Below are 24,371 nucleotides of genomic sequence, written 5' to 3' on the forward strand. Positions count from 1 at the left end.
GTGATCATGAAGGAGAACCTGGAGGAGCTCAACCAGCGTGAGCTGGCCGGGAAGTACCCGGTCATCCTCGGCGGCGCCGCGCTGACCCGGGCCTACGTCGAGCAGGACCTGCACGAGATCTACCAGGGCGAGGTCCGCTACGCCCGGGACGCCTTCGAGGGGCTGCGCCTGATGGACGCCCTGATCGGCATCAAGCGCGGCGTTCCCGGCGTCAGGCTGCCCGAGCTGAAGCAGCGCCGGGTCAAGGCGGCGACGGTCGAGGTCGAGGAGCGAGCGGAGGAGGGGCACGTGCGCTCCGACGTCGCCGTCGACAACGCGGTGCCCGCCCCGCCGTTCTGGGGCACCCGCGTGATCAAGGGCATCCAGCTCAAGGAGTACGCCTCCTGGCTCGACGAGGGCGCCCTGTTCAAGGGCCAATGGGGGCTGAAGCAGGCCCGCACCGGCGAGGGCCCCACGTACGAGGAGCTGGTCGAGACCGAGGGCCGGCCCCGGCTGCGCGGCCTGCTGGAGCGGCTCCAGACGGAGAACCTGCTGGAGGCGGCCGTCGTCTACGGCTACTTCCCGTGCGTGTCGAAGGACGACGACCTGATCGTCCTCGACGAGGCCGGGAACGAGCGCACCCGCTTCACCTTCCCGCGCCAGCGCCGCGGCCGCCGGCTCTGCCTGGCCGACTTCTTCCGCCCGGAGGAGTCGGGGGAGACCGACGTGGTCGGCTTCCAGGTCGTCACCGTTGGCTCGCGCATCGGTGAGGAGACCGCCCGTCTCTTCGAGGCCAACGCCTACCGCGACTACCTGGAACTGCACGGCCTGTCCGTCCAGCTGGCCGAGGCCCTCGCCGAGTACTGGCACGCGCGCGTGCGTTCCGAGCTCGGTTACGCCGGGGAGGACCCGGACGAGATCGAGGGCATGTTCGAGCTGAAGTACCGTGGCGCTCGCTTCTCGCTCGGCTACGGCGCCTGCCCCGACCTGGAGGACCGCGCCAAGATCGCGGACCTGCTCCAGCCGGAGCGCATCGGCGTGCACCTGTCGGAGGAGTTCCAGCTCCACCCCGAACAGTCCACGGACGCCATCGTGATCCACCACCCGGAGGCGAAGTACTTCAACGCACGGTGACCCCGTTCGACGGGCCGCGACCGGCATCTCGGGCACGTCGATCGAAAACGTCGTACACTGGTCGGTCCAGCGCAGGCCGGTTCCCGTCGGGAACCGGCCTGATCGTCCCCAAGGAGGTACGCCGGATGACGACGACGGTCGCGCTCGGTACCAAGACGGCCGAAGGCTCCGCACTGCAGGCCGTGCTCCTGGACATGGACGGCACCCTGGTGGACACCGAGGGCTTCTGGTGGGACGTCGAGGTGGAGGTGTTCGCCTCCCTCGGGCATGCCCTCGACGACTCATGGCGTCATGTCGTGGTCGGCGGGCCCATGACCCGCAGCGCGGGGTTCCTGATCGAGGCGACGGGCGCCGACATCCCCCTCGCCGAGCTGACCGTCCTGCTCAACCAGGGCTTCGAGGACCGTATCGGCGACGCCCTGCCGCTGATGCCCGGCGCGGCCCGGCTGCTGGCAGAGCTGCACGAGCAGGCCGTGCCCACGGCCCTGGTCTCCGCCTCCCACCGCCGCATCATCGACCGCGTGCTGACCACGCTCGGCTCCCACCACTTCTCGCTGAGCATCGCCGGCGACGAGGTCTCCCGCACCAAGCCGCACCCCGACCCCTATCTCCTCGCGGCGGCAGGGCTGGGCGTCGATCCGGCGCGCTGCGCCGTCGTCGAGGACACCGCGACCGGAGTCGCGGCGGCCGAGGCCGCGGGCTGCCACGTCGTCGCGGTGCCCTCCGTGGCACCCATCGGCCCGGCCGCCCGGCGCACCGTCGTGACCTCCCTGGAAGAAGTCGATCTCGCTTTTCTGCGCGGTCTTGTGACGCATATGCGGTAACCGTTCACCCAGCGTGTCCCGGCCATCGGCGGGGAATTCCGCTCACGGGCACCGGGGCGTCCACCGGTGAATTCCCGGCGTGCGGCGGGGGCGGAATTGCGCCCCCCGTGCACCCCGCACGCGTGTGACGTTCCCCACGCCAGAAGGGTTCGGGAAGGGATGGGCCCCCGGCTGTCCACCCCCAACGGCGGCTGCGGCGCGGACCCTTGTGTCCCGATTGATGAAACCCTGCACGAATCCTTCCCCTGTCGGGTTTTCGTTGTGTCCCCGCCCGGTTTCGCAGCGTGATGGGGCCTGAACTACACGGCCCGCGAACCGCCCCTCGGGCGCGGACTAATCTCATCGCGAGAACATCGCCCCTTACCCCCGTGCTCCGCTGCGACACCCCTGCATGCCGGATACACGGAGTCAGACGCTCTGGAGAAACTCGAGCATGAACCGCAAGACTCTGGTGCTGCCGGCCATGGCCGGCCTGCTCGCCCCCGTACTCGCCGCCTGCGGCGGGACCCACGCGGGCAGCGGCGGCGGAGACGCCATCGCCGTCGGCACCACCGACCGGTTCACCGCCACCGAGGACGCCCCGGCTCCGCTCGACCCGGCCTACGCCTACGACGTCGGCAGCTGGAACATCCTGCGCCAGACCGTGCAGACCCTGATGACCCTGCCCAAGGGCGGGGGCCAGCCGGTGCCCGAGGCGGCCCAGAGCTGTGGCTTCACCGACAGCGGCAACGAGCGCTACGCCTGCAAGCTGCGCGACGGACTGACGTTCTCCAACGGGGACGCCGTCACCGCCAACGCCGTGAAGTACTCCATCGACCGGGCCCGCGCCATCCAGGCCGACTCCGGCGTGGCCGCCCTGCTGTCCACCGTCGACACCGTCGAGACGCAGGGCGACAAGGAGGTCGTCTTCCACCTGAAGACGGCCGACGCGACCTTCCCGTACAAGCTGTCCACCCCCGTCGCGGGCATCATCGACCCCGCCGACTACCCCAAGGACAAGCTGCGCGAAGGGTTCTCGGTGGACGGCTCCGGGCCGTACACCCTCAAGGCCGAGACCGACGGCGACTCCATGACCAAGGCCGTGTTCACCAAGAACCCCGACTACAAGGGTTCCTTGACCGTGAACAACAGCAAGGTCGAGCTGGTCTCCTTCGACACCGCCGACGCCATGGGCGCGGCGCTGGAGAAGGGCGACATCGACCTCATGAGCCGCACCATGTCCCCCGACCAGGTGCGCAAGCTCTCCGGCGGCTCCGGCAAGAACATCGACCTGCTGAGCATGCCCGGCCTGGAGATCCGCTACCTCGCCTTCAACACCAACGCGCAGTCCGTCAAGGACAAGGCCGTGCGCAGGGCCGTCGCCCAGGTCGTCGACCGCGGCGCCCTGGTCTCGCAGGTGTACGGCACCCAGGCCGAGCCGCTGTACTCGCTGGTCCCGGCGACCGTCACCGGCCACTCCAACTCGTTCTTCAACAAGTACGGCGACCCCAGCGCCGCCAAGGCCAAGTCGCTGCTGGAGAAGGCCGGCATCTCCACCCCGGTCAAGCTGACCCTGCACTACACCACCGACCACTACGGCGCGGTCACCAAGCGGGAGTTCGAGGTGCTCCAGCAGCAGCTCAACTCCAGCGGCCTGTTCGACGTCCAGATTCAGGGCACGCCCTGGGACGCCTTCGTCCCCGCCGAGCGCAAGGGCGCCTACGACGTGTGGGGCATGGGCTGGTTCCCGGACTTCCCGGACGCCGACAACTACCTCGCGCCGTTCCTCGACACGGACAACTTCCTCAAGTCGCCTTACCGGAACAGTGAGATCATCAACCAGCTGATCCCGCAGTCCCGGCGTGAGGCCGACCGGCTCGCCGCCGCGAAGAGCCTGACGGACATCCAGGACATCGTGGCCGACGATGTGCCCGTCCTGCCGCTGTGGCAGGGTAAGCAGTACGTCGCCGCCCGCGACGACATCACGGGCACCGCATACGCGTTGAACAACACCTCGACCCTGCAGCTGTGGGAGCTCGGCCGCGGTGTGAGCGGCTGACGCACCCTGTGCCCGGGGCCCGTCGACGGGCCCCGGGTTGTCGGAGAACCGAAGACAAGGCACACGTACGTGAACATGCGCAACCAGTGGCCGGTCCTGCCCCTCGTGGCCGGGCTGGCCTCCGGCCTGTTGACCGGATGTGGAACGGAGAACGGCGATTCCGGGGGAACCGGCTCCGCCGTGGTGATGGGGATGTCCGACGACGTCCTGGCCACGGACCCCGCCTCGGGCTACGACCCGGGTTCCTGGCTGTTGTTCAACAACGTCTTCCAGTCGCTGCTGAGCTTCCCGGAAGGAGCCACCGAGCCGCAGCCGGAGGCGGCGAAGCAGTGCGGCTTCACCGACACCCAGGCCCAGGTCTACCGGTGCACCCTCAAGGACGACCTGAAGTTCAGCAACGGTGACCCGCTCACCTCGAAGGACGTGAAGTTCTCCTTCGACCGCATGCTGAAGATCAACGACCCCGCGGGCCCGGCGATCATGTTCCCGTCGCTCGCCTCGGTGGAGACACCGGACGACAAGACGGTCGTCTTCCAGCTCAAGACCTCCGACGCGACCTTCCCCAGCAAGATCGCCTCGGGCGCCGGATCCATCGTCGACCACGGTCAGTACGACGCGAACGGCCTGCGCAAGGACGGCAAGGCCGTCGGCTCCGGCCCCTACAAGCTGGACTCCTTCAACGACGAGGAGGCCGTCTTCTCGGTCAACGGCAACTACCAGGGCACCGCCAAGGTGAAGAACTCCGGCGTCACGCTGAAGTTCTTCCACGGCGACCAGAGCGCCCTGAAACAGGCCCTCCTCGAGGGCAAGGTCGACGCCGCCTACCGAGGCCTGAGCGCGGCCGACGTCGCCGACATCCAAAAGAGCGGCGGCAGTTCGGGCGTCGAGGTGGTCGAGGGCAGCAGCGCCGAGGTCCAGCACCTGGTCTTCAACATGAACGACCCGGTCGCCGGAAAGGCCGGGGTGCGCAAGGCCATCGCCCACCTTCTCGACCGCGACGCCCTCATCCGGGACGTCTACCAGGGCACCGCGACGCCGCTGTACTCGATCATCCCGGCCGGTATCGCGGGCCACACCACGTCCTTCTTCAACACCTACGGCGCCCGCCCCTCCAAGGCCAAGGCCAAGGAGGCCCTGCGCGCCGCCGGCATCACGGGCAAGGTCAAGCTCACCCTGTGGTCCACGCCGTCCCGCTACGGCCCCGCCACCGACGCCGAGCTGAAGGCGATAGCCGGCCAGCTCAACGCCAGCGGGCTGTTCGAGGCCGACGTGAAGTCGGTGGCCTTCGACCAGTACGAGAAGGACATCGCGGCCGGCAAGTACGGCGTCTACGTCAAGGGCTGGGTGCCCGACTACCCCGACGCCGACAACTTCACGGCCCCCTTCTTCGGCCAGGGCAACGTGCTGGGCAACAACTACGGCAACAAGACCATCACCGGCACGCTCATCCCGCGCACCGCGGCACAGAGCGACCGCGCCTCCACCGACAAGGAATACGGCGAGCTGCAGGACATCGTCGCCGACGACGTGCCGATCCTGCCCGTGTGGCAGGGCAAGCAGTACGCGGTGGTGCGCGACGGCGTCTACGGCCTCGAGTCCTGCCTCGACGCCTCGACGGTGTTCCGCTTCTGGCAGCTGCACAAGAGCTGAACGCCTCCCTTCTGGCCATGGCCTGAGCGGCAGCTGACGCAACAAGGGCGCCCCTGCCCCCGGATGACCGGGGGCAGGGGCGCCCTTGTGTCGCGTGCGGGATGTTCTACTGCGCGCCGGGGCGCACCAGGCCGCTCTCGTAGGCGTACACCGCGGCCTGTACGCGGTCGCGCAGGCCCAGCTTCGTCAGGACATGGCCCACATGCGTCTTGACGGTGGTCTCGCTGACGAACAGATCGGCGGCGATCTCCGCGTTCGACAGGCCGCGCGCCACCAGCTTCAGCACCTCGACCTCACGGTCGGTCAGCGTGTGCAGCGTGTCCGGGACCGGCTCCTCGCCGGAGGGCAGATGGGTGGCGTACTTGTCCAGCAGCCGCCGGGTGATGCTCGGCGCGAGCATCGCCTCGCCGCCGGCCACCACCCGGATCGCCTGCACCAGCTCGTTCGCGGGCGCGTCCTTGAGCAGGAAGCCGCTCGCCCCCGCCCGCAGCGCCTCCACCACGTACTCGTCGAGGTCGAAGGTGGTCAGCACCAGCACCTTGGCCGGGCCGTTGCGCTCCGGCCCGGTGATCTGCCGGGTCGCCTCCACCCCGTCCATCCGGGGCATGCGGATGTCCATCAGTACGACGTCGGGCTGCAGGGCGCGCACCTGGTCGAGCGCCTGGAGGCCGTCCCCGGCCTCGCCGACGACCGCGATGTCCTGCTCGGCCTCCAGGATCATCCGGAAGCCCGTACGCAGCAGCGGCTGGTCGTCGACCAGTAGGACACGGATGGCCACGTAAGTCTCCTTCGCTCGTCCGGGCCCATTCTGCCCTGCGCCCGCCACCCGTCTTCCCCAGGGGCGGGCCCGCGCCGATCATGCCTGGTCGGGCTTCGCCCTCTGGGGAGGACCGGTGGCTCAGACGCCGCCGGAACCGGGCGTGCGCACCGGGAGCGGATACGGCGGGGGAGTGCCCCCGAACTCCGGGCAGTGCGCCTGGTGGTCGCACCAGCCGCACAGCTTGGTCGGCCGCGGCCGCCACTCACCGGTCTCGGTGGCCTGCCGGATCGCCTCCCACAGGGCCAGCAGCTTGCGCTCCGCCCGCTCCAGGTCGGCGAGGACCGGGTCGTAGGTCAGGACGTCCCCGCTGCCGAGGTAGACCAGCTGCAACCGCCGCGGAACGACGTTCTTCAGACGCCACACGACGAGGGCGTAGAACTTCATCTGGAACAGCGCGCCCTCGGCGTACTCGGGCCGGGGCGCCTTGCCGGTCTTGTAGTCGACGATCCGCACCTCCCCGGTGGGCGCGACGTCCACCCGGTCGATGATCCCGCGCAGGGTCAGCCCGGACTCCAGCTCGGCCTCGACGAACAGCTCGCGCTCCGCGGGCTCCAGACGCGTCGGGTCCTCCAGCGTGAACCAGCGCTCCACGAGCTGCTCGGCCTCCGCCAGCCACTGCGCCAGCCGCTCGCCCTCCGGATCGTCGGCGAACAGCTCGGTGACCTCCGGACGGCTCTCCCGCAGCCGCTCCCACTGACCCGGGATGAGCGACTTGGCGCGCGGCGCGGTCCGCTCGGCCGCCGGGGCGTCGAAGAGCCGCTCCAGCACCGCGTGCACCAGCGTGCCCCGCGTGGCCGCCGCGCTCGGCTTCTCCGGCAGCCGGTCGATCACCCGGAAGCGGTACAGCAACGGGCACTGCATGAAGTCGCCGGCGCGGGAGGGCGACAGGCTGACGGGCGCGGCACGCTCCGGCCGCGGTGCGGCGGGGGCGGCGGCCTCCGGGTGCCCGTCCTCGGAGGAGGGGAGGGACGCCTCGGGCAGCGCCTCGCCACCGGCCGGGGACACCGTGGTGCCGGCGGGGACAGCGGCGTCGGGGGACGCGTCGGCTGCGGGCCGTATCGACGGCGTGTCCGCCGCCGCGACCCCGTGCCCCGCCTCCTGGCCCGGCACCGTCGCGGCGAGCGGACCGTGCGCCCTCGCCACGCCTGGCGCCCCGGACGGCGGCGGCACCGTCTCGGTGTCGCCGCCGCCCGGCCCGGCCGTTCCCTCGCTGCTCGTCTCCATGCCCCAAGACCTTACGGCCCGCCACTGACAGTGACCCAACCCGCGACCCCGGCGGGCGGGGTACGGCACGGCGAACACGAGGGGTGCCGGGGCGGAACACGCCGCGACGGACGCATACCATCGACCCGAGACCGCTTCCGGCCGGCCGGTTCGGAAGACGCTTCGAACGAGGGGACACCGTGGACGAGAGCGGCCGGAGCGCGCAGCCGCGGTCGGGCGACGACGAGGCGGCCGAGCACCACGCCGGCCCGCCCACCCCACCCGCCGCCCCCGCACACCCCGACCCCACCGGCTCCCACGGGCCGTCCGACCAGGGCGAGCAGAAGGCCACCCCCGCGCCCGCCTCCGGCGCCGAGCCCCCCGAGCCCGCCCCCACCGACGCCCCGCCCGCCGGCCCGGACGCCCCCGCCGCCCGCCCCGGCAGTGAGCCGGCCGCCCCCGGCGACGCGCCAGCCCCCGGCGACGCGCCAGCCCCCCGTACCCCGGCAGCAGAGAACCCCGCCTCCCGCCCCGGCGGACGGCCGGAGCCCGCCGAGACCCCCGGGACCGAGCCCGAGGCTCCGGGGACCGGGCCCACCACGCCGGCCCCCGGCCAGGGCCCCGCGGGCGAACGCCCCACCCCCGCCGCCCCCCACGACCCCCCGCACCCCCACCACGCCCCTGCCCCCCACAACCCCCCGCACCCGCACCACCCGCCCGCTGCCGATCCGCGCGATCAGCACCCCGACCGCAGCCACGCCCACGGGGGAGCCCGCGGAGGACCCGGCGGACGCCCCCCGCGGCCGCCGGAGCCGCGCAGCGGGCTGCTCATGGGCCGCCCCTTCGGCGTGCCCGTGTACGTCGCGCCCAGCTGGTTCCTCGTTGCCGCGCTGATCACCTGGGTGTTCGGCGGGCAGCTCGACCGCGTGCTGCCCGAACTCGGCGCCGCCCGCTACCTCGTCTCCCTCTTCTTCGCCGTCGCCTTCTACGCCTCCGTGCTCGTGCACGAGCTGGCCCACACCGTCGCCGCCCTGCGCTTCAAGCTGCCGGTGCGCCGCATCCGGCTGCAGTTCTTCGGCGGGGTCAGCGAGATCGAGAAGGAGGCCGAGACCCCCGGACGGGAGTTCGTGCTGGCCTTCGTCGGCCCGCTGCTCTCCCTCGTCCTGGCCGGCGTCTTCTATCTCGCCATGCAGCCCGTCGAGCCCGGCACCGTCCCCGGCGTCCTGCTGGCCGGCCTGATGATCTCCAACCTCATCGTGGCGATCTTCAACTTCCTGCCCGGCCTGCCCCTCGACGGCGGCCGCATGCTCCGCGCCGTCGTCTGGAAGATCACCGGCAAGCCCATGAGCGGCACCATCGCCGCCGCCTGGGTCGGCCGCGCCCTCGCCGTCTCCGTCCTGATCGGCCTGCCGCTGCTCACCCAGTCCGGCGCCCTCGGCTCCAGCGCCGAGGACAGCGTCGGCATGGACACCGTCACCGACGCCCTGCTCGCCGCCATCCTCGCCGCGATCATCTGGACCGGCGCCGGCAACAGCCTGCGCGTCGCCCGCCTGCGCGAGCACCTGCCCGAACTGCGCGCCCGCAACCTCACCCGGCGCGCGGTCCCCGTCCACACCGACACGCCGCTCTCCGAGGCCCTGCGCCGCGCCAACGACGCAGGCGCCCGCGCCCTCGTCGTCGTCGACACCGACGGCGAACCCCTCTCCCTGGTGCGCGAGGCCGCCATCGTCGGCGTCCCCGAGCACCGCCGCCCCTGGGTCGCCGTCAGCAACCTCGCCCAGGACCTCACCGAGGGCATGCGGGTCTCCGCCGAACTCGCCGGCGAGGACCTCCTGGAAGTCCTGCGCGCCACCCCCGCCACCGAATACCTCGTGGTCGAGGACACCGGTGAGATCTACGGCGTCCTGTCCGCCGCCGACGTCGAGCGCGCCTTCGTCAAGGCCATGGCCCGGCCCAGGTGAACCCCGCTCTCCCCGCGCGGGGTGTGGTCCGCGGCCCCCGCAAACCCCGGTAGGCTGGTCACATGTCCGAACCGACCGGTGCCGCCCGCCGCCGCGGGCCCTTCAAGGTCGGGGACCAGGTACAGCTGACCGACCCCAAGGGCCGCCACTACACGTTCACGCTCGAGGCCGGGAAGAACTTCCACACCCACAAGGGGAGCTTCCCGCACGACGAACTGATCGGCGCTCCCGAGGGCAGCGTTGTCCGCACCACCGGCAACGTCGCCTACCTCGCGCTGCGCCCCCTGCTCCCCGACTACGTCCTGTCCATGCCCCGTGGGGCAGCCGTCGTCTACCCGAAGGACGCGGGGCAGATCCTCGCCTTCGCCGACATCTTCCCCGGCGCCCGCGTCGTGGAGGCCGGCGTCGGCTCCGGCTCGCTGAGCAGCTTCCTGCTGCGGGCCATCGGCGACCAGGGCATGCTGCACAGCTACGAGCGGCGCGAGGACTTCGCCGAGATCGCCAAGCAGAACGTGGAGCGCTACTTCGGCGGCCCGCACCCCGCCTGGCAGCTCACCGTCGGCGACCTCCAGGACAACCTGTCCGACACCGAGGTCGACCGCGTCATCCTCGACATGCTCGCCCCCTGGGAGTGCCTGGAGGCCGTCTCCAAGGCGCTGGTGCCCGGCGGCATCGTCTGCTGCTACGTCGCCACCACCACCCAGCTCGCCCGGACCGTGGAGTCCATCCGGGAGATCGGCGGCTTCAACGAGCCGACCGCCTGGGAGACCATGATCCGCAACTGGCACATCGAGGGCCTGGCCGTACGCCCCGACCACCGGATGATCGGCCACACCGGCTTCCTCCTCACCGCCCGTCGCCTCGCCGACGGCGTCGAGCCGCCCATGCGCCGCCGCCGCCCCGCCAAGGGTGCCTACGGCGAGGACTACAGCGGCCCCAACGCCGACGGCGGCCTCGGCCGCTGAGGCAGCCTCACCCCGGCAACGCACCGGCGCCGTGGCCGAGTTCCCGCACCCCGCGCGGAACTCGGCCACGGCGCCGTCGTCTTGAAGCCGCGTGCCGTCGTCCCGGAGCCGAGGCCCCGCCGTCCTGGAACCCGTCGCACGGGCAGGAAGGCAAGGCGTACCCCGCCGTTCCGCCGTACTGTGACGTGTGGCACCATGCTGGCCACCCCCACCGGCACAGCCCTCACGGGAGACACTCCTAGTGCAGCAATCCGCCGTCCCGGAACTGGCTCACACGCACACCCGCCCCATCCACTGGCTCGCGACCGCCACCGCCCTGGCCGGTGTCGTCGCGCTCTCCTCCCTGCTGCAACCCCGCACGGCCACGGCTGCCCCGACACCGGGCGCGGAAACCACCACCCTCGCCGCCCCCGTCACCACCGGCGTGGACTTCCCCCTGGAGTGCGGCCCCGTCAAGGCCGTGGTCGTGAAGCAGGCCACCGGCGACCTCGACGGCGACCACCGGCCCGAGACCGTCGCGGTCGTGCACTGCGACGCCCCCATGGGCACCCCGCCCGACGGCGTCTACGTCCTCACGCGCGCGTCCGGCACCGGCCGGCCGCGCCTCGTGGCGACCCTGGCCGACCCCAAGGACCGCACCAACGTCAGCGACATCGCCGTACGCGACGAAGCCGTGCACGCCACCCTGCTCGGTTACTCCTCCGACGACGTGCCCGCCTGCTGCCCCGACGTACGGAAGAGCGTGAAGTGGCGCTGGAGGGACGGCGCGTTCGTCCGCTCGACGCCCGCAGCGGCGCACAGCGTGTGACCCGCGCCGTGCCGGTGTGATCAGACATACCGCAGGGCGGTCACGCGCATGTGGCGCGTGACCGCCCTCGGAAGCGTCTTGAAGACGACTTAACGCCCGGCGCCCGGACGGTCACTCGGCGTCCGGGCCGTACACCTCGACCCGGTCCGCGACCCGGCGTACGTGGATGCACTCGCCCGGACACTCGCGGACCGAGTCCACCACGTCCGTCAGCAGCGGCAGCGGCACCGGCACCGTCGCGCCCGGCGCCTGCAGCAGCTCCTCGCCGGCGCCCTTGACGTAGGCCAGGCCGTCGATGTCCAGCTCGAACACCTCCGGCGCGTACTGGGCGCAGATGCCGTCGCCGGTACACAGGTCTTGATCGATCCAGACCTCCAGCGCCTCGCCCGCGGACGCGGCCTCCTGCTGCACGACTCACCTCTCCTGCCGTTTACGGTCGAGCCGCACGGGAACGATGCAGGCTCTGACGGGTGTTGAACACTTCGACCCTACCTGGGCCCGCTTCCCCACCATGTTCAGTGGGTATTCCCCTGGCGTGAGGGAGAGCGCAAGGGTGAAGATCGGACACACCCCGACCGTCTTTGTGATCTAGGGGTTTCAATCGACACCCGCCCAGGTAGGGTCTGGAAGCGTCCAGCTCCCCTTGGAGGAGGTGAGGACCGTGGCAGCCCACGACGACGACATTGACCGCGGCATCCGCCCGGGACGCGGGTCCGACGACCCGTCCGGGCAGATTGCCTACCTTGAGCAGGAGATCGCCGTCCTGCGGCGCAAGCTCGCCGACTCTCCGCGACACACGAGGATTCTCGAAGAGCGGATCGTCGAGCTGCAGACCAACCTGGCCGGCGTGTCCGCACAGAACGAGCGGCTCGCCAACACCCTGCGCGAGGCCCGCGACCAGATCGTGGCCCTCAAGGAAGAGGTCGACCGGCTCGCGCAGCCGCCGGCCGGCTTCGGCGTCTTCCTGCAGGCCAACGAGGACGGCACCGCCGACATCTTCACCGGCGGCCGCAAGCTCCGCGTGAACGTCAGCCCCAACGTCGAGCTCGACGACCTCAGGCGTGGCCAGGAGGTCATGCTCAACGAGGCGCTCAACGTGGTCGAGGCCATGGAGTACGAGAGCGTCGGAGACATCGTCACCCTCAAGGAGATCCTCGAGGACGGCGAGCGCGCCCTGGTGCTCGGCCACACCGACGAGGAACGGGTGGTGCGGCTCGCCGAGCCGCTGCTGGACGTGACCATCCGCCCCGGCGATGCGCTCCTGCTCGAACCCCGCTCCGGCTACGTCTACGAGGTCGTGCCCAAGAGCGAGGTCGAGGAACTCGTCCTCGAAGAGGTCCCCGACATCGGCTACGAGGCCATCGGCGGCCTCGGCGGCCAGATCGAAGCCATCCGTGACGCGGTGGAGCTTCCGTACCTGTACCCCGACCTGTTCAAGGAGCACGAACTGCGGCCGCCCAAGGGCGTGCTGCTCTACGGTCCCCCTGGATGTGGTAAGACGCTGATCGCCAAGGCCGTCGCGAACTCGCTGGCCAAGAAGGTCGCCGAGGTCACCGGCCAGGCCGCCGGCAAGAGCTTCTTCCTCAACATCAAGGGCCCCGAGCTGCTGAACAAGTACGTCGGTGAGACCGAGCGGCAGATCCGCCTGGTCTTCCAGCGGGCCCGGGAGAAGGCGTCCGAGGGCACCCCCGTGATCGTCTTCTTCGACGAGATGGAGTCCCTCTTCCGCACCCGTGGCTCCGGTGTCAGCTCGGACGTGGAGAACACCATCGTCCCGCAGCTGCTCGCCGAGATCGACGGCGTGGAAGGCCTGCAGAACGTGGTCGTGATCGGCGCCTCCAACCGCGAGGACATGATCGACCCCGCCATCCTGCGCCCCGGCCGGCTCGACGTGAAGATCAAGATCGAGCGCCCGGACGCCGAGGCCGCCAAGGACATCTTCGGCAAGTACCTCACCGAGCGCCTCCCGCTGCACGGCGACGACCTCGCCGAGCACGGCGGCGACAAGTCGGCCACCGTTCAGGCCATGATCCAGACCGCGGTCGAGCACATGTACGCGGAATCCGAGGAGAACCGCTTCCTGGAGGTCACCTACGCCAACGGTGACAAGGAAGTCCTCTACTTCAAGGACTTCAACTCCGGCGCCATGATCGAGAACATCGTGGGCCGGGCCAAGAAGATGGCGATCAAGGATTTCCTGGAGAAGACCCAGAAGGGCCTTCGCGTCTCCCACCTCCTCCAGGCGTGCGTGGACGAGTTCAAGGAGAACGAGGACCTCCCGAACACCACCAACCCGGACGACTGGGCCCGTATCTCCGGAAAGAAGGGCGAGCGGATCGTCTACATCCGCACCCTCATCACCGGAAAGCAGGGCGCGGACACCGGACGCTCCATCGACACGGTGGCGAACACCGGTCAGTACCTGTAAAAACAGGGTGGCTGCGGGTGCCCTCGCCGGGTACCCGCAGCCCGCTGTTTTTTCCGGCCGGATCCGGGGCACAGCACACATGGCAATGACGCAAATGATCTCCCCACCAGCGCAAAGGCGTTCTAGGCTCTTCCGTACCGCCCGATCGCGCAGTGCGGGGAGGGGCACCGCACACGCACCGGAGCAATCGCGGTACTTGAGCGGCGCCTACGACCGAGGGTGCCGCCGGGCAAGGAGGGCCGCATGACCGTACGGCGAGTAATGGGCATCGAGACGGAGTACGGCATCTCCGTCCCCGGCCACCCCAATGCCAATGCCATGCTCACCTCGTCCCAGATCGTCAACGCCTACGCGGCGGCGATGCACCGGGCCCGCCGTGCCCGCTGGGACTTCGAGGAGGAGAATCCGCTGCGGGACGCGCGGGGCTTCGACCTCGCCCGTGAGGCCGCCGACTCCAGCCAGCTCACCGACGAGGACATCGGCCTGGCCAACGTCATCCTCACCAACGGCGCCCGCCTCTACGTCGACCACGCGCACCCCGAGTACAGCGCCCCCGAGGTCACCAACCCGCGCGACGCCGTCCTGTGGGACAAGGCCGGCGAGCGGATCATGGCGGAAGCCGCGGAGCGGGCCGCCCAGCTCCCCGGTGCCCAGCCGATCCACCTCTACAAGAACAACACCGACAACAAGGGCGCGTCCTACGGCACGCACGAGAACTACCTGATGAAGCGGGAGACCCCCTTCTCGGACATCGTGCGCCACCTGACGCCCTTCTTCATCTCCCGACAGGTCTTCGCCGGCGCCGGTCGCGTCGGCATCGGCCAGGACGGCCACGAGCACGGCTTCCAGCTCAGCCAGCGCGCGGACTACTTCGAGGTCGAGGTCGGCCTGGAGACCACTCTCAAGCGCCCCATCATCAACACCCGTGACGAGCCGCACGCGGACGCCGAGAAGTACCGCCGCCTGCACGTGATCATCGGCGACGCGAACCTGTCGGAGATCTCCACCTACCTCAAGCTCGGCACGACGGCGCTCGTGCTGTCCATGATCGAGGACGGCTTCATCGCGGTCGATCTCGCCGTCGACCAGCCGGTCCGCACGCTGCACCAGGTCTCGCACGATCCCTCCCTCAAGCGCCTGGTCACCCTGCGCAGCGGCCGCACACTCACCGCGGTGCAGCTGCAGATGGAGTACTTCGAGCTGTCCCGCAAGTACGTCGAGGAGCGCTTCGGGGCGGACGCCGACGAACAGACCAAGGACGTGCTCTCACGCTGGGAGGACACCCTCACGCGCCTGGAGAACGACCCGATGAGTCTGGCCGGCGAGCTGGACTGGGTCGCCAAGCGCGAGGTGATGGAGGGCTACCGGCGCCGTGACAGCCTCGACTGGGACGCGGCGCGCCTGCACCTGGTGGACCTCCAGTACGCCGACGTACGGCCCGAGAAGGGCCTGTACAACCGCCTGGTGGCCCGCGGCCGCATGAAGCGGCTGCTGGACGATGCGGAGGTCGAGCGAGCCATCCAGAAGCCGCCGGAGGACACGCGTGCGTACTTCCGCGGCCGCTGCCTGGAGCAGTACGCCGACGACGTGGCCGCCGCCTCCTGGGACTCGGTCATCTTCGACCTGCCGGGCCGGGACTCCCTCCAGCGGGTCCCAACCCTGGAACCGCTTCGCGGAACGCGAAATCACGTCAAGGAGCTGCTGGACCGCTGCCGCACGGCGGAAGACCTGGTCAGGGTGCTCTCGGGCAGCTGAGGGTACTCGTCGGCCTCCCCGGCCGGAACAGGGTGGAAATGCCCCCGGCCGGGAATCATCGAGGTGGTCCCCGCACGTTGTGGAAACTGCGGGGCCGATGTCGGACCCGGCTTGTAGGGTCTGATCATCACCGATCGGCAGGAATGCCGACCTGTCGACCCATGTCGGGCGAAAGAGCGGGGTGAGGGTTATGGCAACCAAGGACACCGGTGGCGGCCAGCAGAAGGCCACGCGCTCCACGGAGGAGGTCGAGGAGCAGGCGCAGGACGCACAGGCCTCGGACGACCTCAAGGAGCGCCACGAGAAGCTGAGCGACGACGTGGACTCCGTCCTGGACGAGATCGACGACGTCCTCGAAGAGAACGCCGAGGATTTCGTGAGGTCATTCGTGCAAAAGGGCGGGCAGTAGGCCGGAACTGCCTTCACTTCGAAGGCGGGGGAGCGGGGTGTGAGCGACCGGTGGGCCCGCGACCCTGTCGTGGACCACCGGTCTTCGCACTCCGCAGGACGTGCCGGGTGCTCCCCGCCCGAAGGCTTCCGCCGGGGATGTGGATCACCGCCGCGAGCCGGGTAAGGTCCGTGGCACACCAAGCTTCAACCGTTATTTCGGCCTATCCGGAAGGAACCTCGTGGAAGCCAACTCTCGTGGCACCGGGCGTCTACCTGCTGCCTTCCTGACGCCAGGATCCTCCTCCTTCATGGACTTCCTCGCCGAGCACCAGCCGGAGCTGCTGCCGGGCAAGCGCCGGCTGCCTCCGGTCCAGGGTGTGATCGAGGCGCCGCACGGGACGACCATCGTGTCCGTGACGTTCCCGGGCGGCGTGGTGCTGGCCGGCGACCGCCGGGCCACCATGGGCAACGTCATCGCGCAGCGCGACATCGAGAAGGTGTTCCCGGCCGACGAGTACTCGGCCGTCGGCATCGCCGGCACCGCCGGTCTCGCCGTCGAGATGGTCAAGCTCTTCCAGCTCGAGCTGGAGCACTTCGAGAAGGTCGAGGGCGCCCAGCTGTCGCTGGAGGGCAAGGCCAACCGCCTGTCGACGATGATCCGTTCCAACCTCGGCATGGCCATGCAGGGCCTGGCCGTGGTACCCCTGTTCGCGGGGTACGACGTGGACCGCGCCAAGGGCCGCATCTTCTCCTACGACGTCACCGGCGGCCGTACCGAGGAGCGCGGCTTCGCCGCAACCGGCTCGGGTTCGGTCTTCGCCCGGGGCGCGATGAAGAAGCTGTACCGCGAGGATCTCACCGAGGCCGACGCCACGACCCTGGTGGTGCAGGCCCTGTACGACGCGGCAGACGACGACTCGGCGACCGGTGGTCCCGATGTCGCCCGCCGGATCTACCCCATCGTCACCGTGATCACCGAGGACGGTTTCCGCCGGCTCACCGACGACGAGTCCTCCGAGATCGCCCGCTCGGTGCTGCAGCGGCGTCTGGAGCAGCCGGACGGCCCGCGCGCCGCCCTCCTCTGAGGGCCGGGCCCGGATTTGTTGTCAAGGTGATCCAGTGACTTCCACAGAAAGGGACGGATAACCGGTGTCGACGCCGTTCTATGTCTCACCCCAGCAGGCGATGGCCGACCGCGCCGAGTACGCCCGCAAGGGCATCGCGCGTGGCCGCAGCCTGGTCGTCATGCAGTACGCCGACGGCATCGTGTTCGCCGGCGAGAACCCGTCCCGCGCGCTGCACAAGTTCAGCGAGATCTACGACCGGATCGGCTTCGCCGCGGCCGGCAAGTACAACGAGTACGAGAACCTCCGCATCGGTGGTGTCCGCTACGCCGACCTGCGCGGTTACACCTACGACCGGGACGACGTCACCGCCCGGGGTCTGGCCAACGTCTACGCCCAGACGCTGGGCACGATCTTCTCGTCGGCGGCGGAGAAGCCGTACGAGGTGGAGCTGGTCGTGGCCGAGGTGGGGGAGACGCCGGAGGGCGACCAGATCTACCGGCTGCCGCACGACGGCTCGATCGTGGACGAGCACGGCTCGGTGGCGGTCGGCGGCAGCGCCGAGCAGATCAGTGGCTTCCTGGACCAGCACCATCGCGACGGCATGAGCCTCGCCGAGGCGCTCCAGCTGGCCGTGCGGGCGCTGTCCCGGGACACCAACGGCACGGAGCGGGAGATCCCCGCCGAGCGTCTCGAGGTGGCGGTGCTGGACCGCACGCGGCCGCAGCAGCGCAAGTTCAAGCGGATCGTCGGCCCGCAGCTCGGCCGGCTGCTGCAGGCGGGCAGCACGGCCACCGAGGCCGAGAGCAGCGACGAGGAGTAGTCCATGCGCGTTTTCTGCGCCCCGGTCGGTGACGGCCGGGGCGCAGTGGCGTTCAGGAGGCCTTGGGCGGTGCCGTGGAGCCGCGCACCACGAGTTCGACGGGGATGTCACCGGCGGCGGGTGTGCGGCCCTCCAGGACGGCGAGCAGGGCTCGCATGCCGTGTTCGCCGAACCGCTCGGCGTCCAGTCGTACGGTGGTGAGCTCGGGGTCGATGGCGGTGGCGAGGCCGAGGTCGTCGACGCCGGTGACGGAGACGTCCTCGGGGACGCGCAGGCCGAGCCGGCGCAGTGCCTTGTAGACGCCGGCGGCGAGCATGTCGTCGTCGCAGACGATCGCGGTCGGGCGCGCCTGCGCCGGGCCGAGCGCGGCTTCGGTGGCGGCCAGCGCGCCGTCGATGGAGATCGGGGCGGGCGCGGGGGCGGCGCGCAGGGACGTCCCCGGTACGGCGCCGATCCGCCGGGCGAGTTCACGCGCGCGTACCTCGAACGTCCAGGAGGGCACGTCGGCCGCGAGGTGCAGGAAGTGCCGGTGGCCGAGGCCGAGGAGGTGCTCGGCGACCTGGCGGACGCCGTCGGCGATGTCCAGGTTGACGGTGGCCGCGCCGAGGCTGCCCGCAGGGTCGCTGTCGAGCATCACCAGGGGCAGCTGGTCGCCGCGGATGGCGGTGAGGGCGTCGGCGGCCATGGAGGAGGCGAGGACGCCGTCCAGGGCGGCCTGGGCGGAGGCGAAGGGGTCGCGGGCCGGGCCGATGCCTTCGGGGGAGGGGTAGAGGACGATGCCGAAGCCATGGTCGGCGGCGACGCGGGCGGCACCGGTGTAGACGCCGGCGAAGAACTCGGTGGTCAGCGCGGGGACGACGAGCAGGACGGTGCGGGTGCGGCCGAGGCGCAGATTGCGGGCGGCCAGGTTGGGCCGGTAGGCGAGCTCCCGCGCGGCCTCGCGGACGCGTTCGGCGGTGGCCTCGGAGACCCGGCCGCGCCATTTGTCGCCCAGGACGAGGGAAACGGCGGCCTGCGAGACGCCGGCCGCTTGGGCGACGTCCCGGCTGGTGGGGCGGGTGCTGCCTCGGACCACCGTCCGCTCACTTCCGTCGTCTGGACTGCTGAACAGCGCACATGGTACGTATGACGCAGGACGTTATACGTAAAACCTGAGCCGGAGGGCGGAGATGGCCGCGGGATACCTGGAGATCCTCAGGGCGAGGCACGCCGCCCGCCTGCTCGTGGGAACGCTGGTGGGACGGCTGCCCAACGCCACCGCCGCCATCGCGATCGTGCTGTTCGTGCGTGCCGAGGGCGGCAGCTACAGCCTCGCGGGCGCGCTCGCGGCCGTGTACGGCGTCGCCAACGCCGTGGGCCAGCCGGTGCTCGGCAGGCTCGTCGACCTGTACGGGCAGCCGCGGATCCAGCTGCCCGCCGCGATCGCCGCGGCGCTGGCCATGACCGTGTTCGCGGCCGTCGGCATCACCCCCGCTCCGCTGGCCTACGCCGCCGTGGCCGCCTCCGGACTGTGCACCCCGCCACTGGAGGGCGGTCTGCGGGCGCTGTGGCCGAGCGTGCTGCACCGCGAGGACCAGGTGCACACCGCGTACGCCATGGACGCGATCGCCCAGGAGGTCATGTTCACCGTCGGCCCGCTGCTGGTGACGCTGTGCGTCTCCCTGTGGTCCGCGCAGGCCGCGCTGCTGGTCCTTAGCGCCCTCGGTGTCCTCGGCGCGCTCTCGGTCGTCCTGTCGCCGCCCTCGCGCGCGTGGCGCTCCGCACCGCGCGAGGCCCACTGGCTGGGCGCGCTGCGCTCGCCGGGGCTGCTGGCGCTGCTGGCCGCGTTCCTGTTCATCGGGATGGCGCTGGGCTCCATCACGGTGGCCTCCGTGCCGTACGCGGACGACCACGGCGGCGACGCCGTCTACGGCTGGCTGATGGCCGCCCTCGGTCTCGGCGCGATGGCCGGGGGCGCGGTGTACGGGGCGCGGCAGTGGGCCGGCCCGCCGGAGCGGCGACTGCGCTTCCTCGTCGCGTTTCTGGCGGTGTGTTACCTGCCGCTGACGCTGATGCCGGACGCGGTCGCCATGGTGGCGCTCACCGCGCTCGCCGGTGTGTTCCTGGCGCCGTCGATCGCCTGCGCGTTCGTCATCGTCGACCGGCACGCGCCGAGCGGCACGGTGACCGAGGCGTTCTCCTGGCTGGTGACCACGTTCACCGTGGGCGCGTCGGTGGGAACGGGTCTGGCGGGGCCGGTCGTCCAGGCGGGCGGCGCGCTATGGGGATTCGCGGTACCCGGTGCCGCCGGTGCGGTTTCGCTGCTCGTTCTGCTGGGTACACGCAGCGTCCTCGCAGTTCCCGTCGCAACGGGGGTTGTTGCGGCCTTCTCGGAAAATGATCCAAATCGTGCCGCCGAACCCCGTTTCAGTTCGGGGGATCGGGCGTAATGTTCCCTCATGGACCGCCGCATTTTCGGGCTGGAGAACGAGTACGGCGTCACGTGCACGTTCAGGGGACAGCGCCGTCTGTCACCTGACGAGGTGGCGCGGTACCTCTTCCGCCGTGTCGTGTCATGGGGCCGCAGCAGCAATGTCTTTCTGCGGAACGGTGCCCGCCTCTATCTCGATGTGGGCTCCCACCCGGAATACGCGACACCCGAATGTGACAACGTGACCGAGCTCGTCACCCACGACAAGGCCGGAGAGCGCATTCTCGAGGGCCTGCTGGTGGACGCGGAACGACGCCTGCACGAGGAGGGAATCGCAGGCGACGTCTACCTCTTCAAGAACAACACCGACTCGGCGGGAAACTCCTACGGCTGCCATGAGAACTACCTGGTGGCCCGGCACGGAGAGTTCTCGCGGCTCGCGGACATCCTCATCCCCTTCCTGGTGACGCGGCAGCTGTTGTGCGGTGCGGGCAAGGTCCTGCAGACCCCGCGCGGCGCCGTCTACTGCGTCAGCCAGCGGGCCGAGCACATCTGGGAGGGCGTCTCCTCGGCGACGACCCGCTCGCGGCCCATCATCAACACCCGCGACGAGCCGCACGCCGACGCCGAGCGCTACCGGCGCCTGCATGTCATCGTGGGCGACTCCAACATGTCCGAGACGACCATGCTGCTCAAGGTCGGCGCGACCGACCTGGTGCTGCGCATGATCGAGGCGGGCACGGTGATGCGTGACCTCACCCTGGAGAACCCGATCCGGGCGATCCGCGAGGTCAGCCATGACATCACCGGCCGCCGCAAGGTGCGCCTGGCCAGCGGCCGCGAGGCCTCCGCCCTGGAGGTGCAGCGCGAGTACTACGAGAAGGCCGTCGACTTCTGCGAGCGCCGCGGTATCCGCACCGGCACGGTGGAGCAGGTGCTGGAGCTGTGGGGGCGCACGCTGGACGCGATCGAGTCCGAGGACCTCGACCGTATCGGCACCGAGATCGACTGGGTCATGAAGTACAAGCTCATCGAGCGGTACCGGGCCAAGCACAACATGACGATGTCGCATCCGCGGGTCGCGCAGATAGACCTCGCGTACCACGACATCCACCGCCGTCGTGGCCTGTACTACCTGCTGGAGAAGAAGGGACAAGCGGCCCGGATCTGCAACGACTTGAAGATCTTCGAGGGCAAGTCGGTTCCGCCGCAGACCACTCGGGCCCGGCTGCGCGGTGACTTCATCCGCCGGGCGCAGGAGCAGCGCCGGGACTTCACGGTCGACTGGGTGCATCTGAAGTTGAACGACCAGGCGCAGCGGACCGTGTTGTGCAAGGACCCGTTCCGGTCGGTGGACGACCGGGTGGAGAAGCTCATCGCGGGAATGTGAGCCGGCCTTTCGGCGACATGCCGGAACGCCACTCGGGCGCCGTACGTTACCCGTACGGCGCCCTTCTCACGCCGTAGAGTTGCGCGCACGCCATCCACAAGATCGACCGATTACGAGGCCCTATCGTGCGCCGACGTTCCCTGATGATTGCCGTACCCGCCGGACTGGTCACCCTCGCCGGTTGCGGCGACGACAAGTCCGACTCGAGCAAGACCAGCGACAGCGCGTCGCCGTCGGCGCCGCAGCCGTCGGCCGCGCCGAGTCCGAAGATCGTCGCCGGTCCGCTCCCGGCGGTCACCGCGGGTACGAAGTTCGGCGAGAAGCCGACGATCGCCAAGGGCAGCGGCGCGCCGTCGAAGGACATCGCGGTGAAGACGCTGATCACCGGCGGCGGTCGCACGGTCGCGGAGAACGACTTCGTCCAGGCGGACTTCGTGGGCCAGATCTGGGACACCGGCAAGGTCTTCGCCAACTCCTACGACAGCAAGACGCCGCTGATCGCCCAGCTCGCCCAGGGGCAGATCTGGGAGGGCTGGCGGTTCGCGCTGCCCGGAAAGAAGGTCGGCAGCCGGGTGGAGCTGTCGGTGCCGCCGACCTGGGGCTACGGCCCGCAGGGCAACCCTCAGGCGGGTGTGAAGGGCACCGACACGCTGGTGTTCGTGGTCGATCTGAAGGACGTGTTCAACGGCAAGAGTTCCGCCCAGGGCAAGAAGGTCCCGCAGGGCGACGCCGCGCTGCCCAAGGTCGGCACGAACACGGACGGCGGTGCGCCGTCCGTCGACGTGCCCAAGACGAGCGCGCCGAAGAAGCTGGTGGCGAACTACATCCTGGAGGGCGACGGCGAGGAGCTGAAGGCCGACAGCACGGCGCTCGTGCAGTACAAGGGCGTGCTGTGGGACACCGGCAAGGAGTTCGACTCCACGTACGGCCGCAAGAGCCCGACCCTCATCTCCCTTCAGCAGGTCGTCAAGGGCTGGGCCCAGGGACTGACCGGCAAGAAGGTCGGCAGCCGCGTCCTGATCGTCGTCCCGCCCGCCCTGGGCTACGGCGACAACCCCCCGCAGGGCAGTGGCATCAAGAAGGACTCCACGATGGTGTTCACGGTGGACATCCTGGCGAAGATGTGACCCACGAGGCGCGGGCCGGGAAGCGTGGCCCGCGCCGGCCGGGCCCGGCAGGCGCCGGCACCTGTGGGATGACAGACTGTCCGCGTTCCGTGTCGTAGATATGCAGGAGCTTCAAGACGTGAGCATCGACAAGCCCGAGATCGACTTCCCGGGCGGCGAGCCCCCGGCTGACCTCGAGATCAAGGACATCTGGGAGGGCGACGGTCCTCAGGCGAAGGCCGGCGACACCGTCCAGGTCCACTACGTGGGTGTGGCCTTCTCCTCCGGCGAGGAGTTCGACGCCTCCTGGAACCGCGGCACCCCGCTGCGCTTCCAGCTCGGTGTCGGTCAGGTCATCCCCGGCTGGGACCAGGGTGTGCAGGGCATGAAGGTCGGCGGCCGCCGCCAGCTGATCATCCCGCCGCACCTCGCCTACGGCGACCGTGGCGCGGGCGGCGCGATCAAGCCGGGCGAGACGCTGATCTTCGTCTGCGACCTGGTCTCGGTCTGATCGTCGCACGATCACAGCTGATCACATGGGGTCCATGCCCGTACGGGCATGGACCCTCGGCTTTTGCCATCGCCCCACGGAGCGGTACGGTCATCGATCGTAAGGACCATAGGGAGGCGAAGCGCGTCGATGGCCATTGCCAAGGCCGAGCGGCTGATGAACCTGGCGCTGTGTCTGCTCGGGACACGGCGGCCGCTCAGCAAGCGTGAGCTGCGCGAGTCCATCGAGGCGTACGTAGAGACTTTCGGGCCGGAGAAGGGTGCGGCGGGGTCCGACGATTCCTTCAACCGCATGTTCGAGCGGGACAAGGACGACCTGCGCGAGCTGGGTCTGGTCATCGAGACCGTGGAGAGCCTCGACGGCGAGGTCGGCTATCTCGCCCGCCGCGACTCCAACCGCCTGCCGCCCATCACCCTCGACGCCGAGGAGGCCGCAGCCCTCGGTCTCGCCGCCAAGGTCTGGCAGCAGGCCCGCCTCGCCGGCGCGGCCAGCGGCGCCCTGCAGAAGCTGCGCGCGGCAGGACTGCCCGAGGACGTCGACCCCTACGAGGCGCACAGCGCGCTGGAACCGCGCATCCCGGTGCACGAGGCCGCCTTCGAACCGCTGATGCTGGCCTGCCGCGACCGCCGCACGGTCGCCTTCGACTACCGCAAGGCCAACGCCGCCCAGCCCGAGACCCGGCACGTCGAGCCGTGGGCGCTGGAGTGCTGGCGCGGCCACTGGTACCTGGCCGGCTTCGACCGCGACCGGGGCGCCGAGCGCGTGTTCCGGCTGTCCCGGATCACCGGCAAGGTGCGCTCCCGCGGCGGGAAGTTCACCGCCCCGGTCCCGGATGTCGTCACCGTCCGTGAGACCGTCGCGAGCTGGGCCGGCGAGACCGCCGACCGCAGCGCCCTGATCCGGCTGCGCTCCGGCGCCGGGTACCCCCTTCGGGCGAAGGCCACGGCCGTGCGGGAACTCGGTGACGGCTGGGACGAGTTGGAGATTCCGTACGGGCACGGCCTGGACGCCTGGCTGGTGGAGTTCGGCCCGGACGTGGTGGTGCTGGAGCCCGCCGAGCTGCGGGCCGACGTCGTGGACCGGCTGCGCGCCGTGGCCAAGGGCTGAGGGGG

General features: G+C 70.3%; 21 protein-coding genes. 17 read left to right on the plus strand and 4 right to left on the minus strand.

The window, feature by feature from the left end; translation table 11 throughout:
• From AB0J12_RS15935 to AB0J12_RS15950, 4 genes are all read left to right on the plus strand, one after another.
• Positions 1-1,113: vitamin B12 dependent-methionine synthase activation domain-containing protein (locus AB0J12_RS15935; RefSeq protein WP_363264886.1), on the plus strand; the 1,113-nt coding region annotated here is incomplete at its 5' end.
• A 125-nt stretch (positions 1,114-1,238) separates the two neighbouring features.
• Complete coding sequence (locus AB0J12_RS15940) at positions 1,239-1,937, plus strand: HAD family phosphatase (RefSeq protein ID WP_363264887.1); 699 nt, start codon at positions 1,239-1,241, stop codon at positions 1,935-1,937.
• A gap of 433 nt (positions 1,938-2,370) precedes the next feature.
• Positions 2,371-3,975 carry an ABC transporter substrate-binding protein gene (locus AB0J12_RS15945; RefSeq protein ID WP_363264888.1) on the plus strand — a complete coding sequence of 535 codons (1,605 nt, stop codon included), beginning with the start codon at positions 2,371-2,373 and terminating at the stop codon, positions 3,973-3,975.
• 69 nt (positions 3,976-4,044) lie between these two features.
• Complete coding sequence (locus AB0J12_RS15950) at positions 4,045-5,625, plus strand: ABC transporter substrate-binding protein (RefSeq protein WP_363264889.1); 1,581 nt, start codon at positions 4,045-4,047, stop codon at positions 5,623-5,625.
• 106 nt (positions 5,626-5,731) lie between these two features.
• Here the strand turns inward: AB0J12_RS15950 and AB0J12_RS15955 are convergent, their stop codons facing one another.
• The gene (locus AB0J12_RS15955; RefSeq protein ID WP_361625498.1) at positions 5,732-6,403 is read right to left on the minus strand and encodes a response regulator transcription factor; all 672 of its coding nucleotides are present in this window, start codon (positions 6,401-6,403) and stop codon (positions 5,732-5,734) included.
• A 120-nt stretch (positions 6,404-6,523) separates the two neighbouring features.
• Entirely contained in the window at positions 6,524-7,669 is a 1,146-nt protein-coding gene (locus AB0J12_RS15960) for a RecB family exonuclease (protein ID WP_363264890.1), read from the minus strand.
• A gap of 179 nt (positions 7,670-7,848) precedes the next feature.
• Here AB0J12_RS15960 and AB0J12_RS15965 point away from each other — a divergent pair, with 179 nt between their 5' ends.
• From AB0J12_RS15965 to AB0J12_RS15975, 3 genes are all read left to right on the plus strand, one after another.
• Complete coding sequence (locus tag AB0J12_RS15965) at positions 7,849-9,609, plus strand: site-2 protease family protein (RefSeq protein WP_363264891.1); 1,761 nt, start codon at positions 7,849-7,851, stop codon at positions 9,607-9,609.
• A gap of 62 nt (positions 9,610-9,671) precedes the next feature.
• Positions 9,672-10,574: a tRNA (adenine-N1)-methyltransferase gene (locus AB0J12_RS15970; protein ID WP_363264892.1), complete on the plus strand. Its 903-nt coding sequence runs from the start codon at positions 9,672-9,674 to the stop codon at positions 10,572-10,574.
• A gap of 241 nt (positions 10,575-10,815) precedes the next feature.
• Entirely contained in the window at positions 10,816-11,382 is a 567-nt protein-coding gene (locus AB0J12_RS15975; protein WP_363264893.1) for a hypothetical protein, read from the plus strand.
• 111 nt (positions 11,383-11,493) lie between these two features.
• Here AB0J12_RS15975 and AB0J12_RS15980 read toward each other — a convergent pair whose 3' ends face one another.
• Positions 11,494-11,793 (minus strand): ferredoxin, encoded by a 300-nt coding sequence (locus AB0J12_RS15980; protein ID WP_363264894.1) that lies wholly within the window; start codon positions 11,791-11,793, stop codon positions 11,494-11,496.
• A gap of 250 nt (positions 11,794-12,043) precedes the next feature.
• Between AB0J12_RS15980 and arc the strand changes: the two genes are divergently transcribed.
• From arc to prcA, 5 genes are all read left to right on the plus strand, one after another.
• The gene (gene arc, locus AB0J12_RS15985) at positions 12,044-13,810 is read left to right on the plus strand and encodes a proteasome ATPase (RefSeq protein WP_363264895.1); all 1,767 of its coding nucleotides are present in this window, start codon (positions 12,044-12,046) and stop codon (positions 13,808-13,810) included.
• 243 nt (positions 13,811-14,053) lie between these two features.
• Positions 14,054-15,565, plus strand: coding sequence for a depupylase/deamidase Dop (gene dop / locus AB0J12_RS15990; protein WP_363264896.1), 1,512 nt, complete (start codon positions 14,054-14,056; stop codon positions 15,563-15,565).
• Positions 15,566-15,755: 190 nt separating this feature from the next.
• Positions 15,756-15,974 carry a ubiquitin-like protein Pup gene (locus AB0J12_RS15995; RefSeq protein ID WP_181794039.1) on the plus strand — a complete coding sequence of 73 codons (219 nt, stop codon included), beginning with the start codon at positions 15,756-15,758 and terminating at the stop codon, positions 15,972-15,974.
• 220 nt (positions 15,975-16,194) lie between these two features.
• The gene (prcB, locus tag AB0J12_RS16000) at positions 16,195-17,040 is read left to right on the plus strand and encodes a proteasome subunit beta (protein ID WP_363264897.1); all 846 of its coding nucleotides are present in this window, start codon (positions 16,195-16,197) and stop codon (positions 17,038-17,040) included.
• 64 nt (positions 17,041-17,104) lie between these two features.
• Positions 17,105-17,842 (plus strand): proteasome subunit alpha, encoded by a 738-nt coding sequence (gene prcA, locus AB0J12_RS16005; protein WP_363264898.1) that lies wholly within the window; start codon positions 17,105-17,107, stop codon positions 17,840-17,842.
• A gap of 52 nt (positions 17,843-17,894) precedes the next feature.
• Here the strand turns inward: prcA and AB0J12_RS16010 are convergent, their stop codons facing one another.
• Positions 17,895-18,917, minus strand: coding sequence for a LacI family DNA-binding transcriptional regulator (locus tag AB0J12_RS16010; protein WP_363264899.1), 1,023 nt, complete (start codon positions 18,915-18,917; stop codon positions 17,895-17,897).
• A 94-nt stretch (positions 18,918-19,011) separates the two neighbouring features.
• On the opposite strand from AB0J12_RS16010, the gene AB0J12_RS16015 reads away from it, so the two are divergent.
• The 5 genes from AB0J12_RS16015 to AB0J12_RS16035 all read left to right on the plus strand — a co-directional run bounded on the left by AB0J12_RS16015 (position 19,012) and on the right by AB0J12_RS16035 (position 24,366).
• Entirely contained in the window at positions 19,012-20,271 is a 1,260-nt protein-coding gene (locus AB0J12_RS16015; RefSeq protein WP_363264900.1) for an MFS transporter, read from the plus strand.
• Positions 20,272-20,280: 9 nt separating this feature from the next.
• Positions 20,281-21,642, plus strand: a complete 1,362-nt coding sequence (pafA, locus tag AB0J12_RS16020) for a Pup--protein ligase (RefSeq protein ID WP_093722625.1) — start codon at positions 20,281-20,283, stop codon at positions 21,640-21,642.
• 125 nt (positions 21,643-21,767) lie between these two features.
• Positions 21,768-22,769: an FKBP-type peptidyl-prolyl cis-trans isomerase gene (locus AB0J12_RS16025; protein WP_363264901.1), complete on the plus strand. Its 1,002-nt coding sequence runs from the start codon at positions 21,768-21,770 to the stop codon at positions 22,767-22,769.
• 118 nt (positions 22,770-22,887) lie between these two features.
• Entirely contained in the window at positions 22,888-23,259 is a 372-nt protein-coding gene (locus AB0J12_RS16030; protein WP_363264902.1) for an FKBP-type peptidyl-prolyl cis-trans isomerase, read from the plus strand.
• Positions 23,260-23,388: 129 nt separating this feature from the next.
• Positions 23,389-24,366 (plus strand): WYL domain-containing protein, encoded by a 978-nt coding sequence (locus AB0J12_RS16035; protein WP_363264903.1) that lies wholly within the window; start codon positions 23,389-23,391, stop codon positions 24,364-24,366.
• Positions 24,367-24,371 lie beyond the last annotated feature (5 nt).

The sequence above is a fragment of the Streptomyces sp. NPDC049915 genome, assembly GCF_040656475.1.
Classification (GTDB): domain Bacteria; phylum Actinomycetota; class Actinomycetes; order Streptomycetales; family Streptomycetaceae; genus Streptomyces.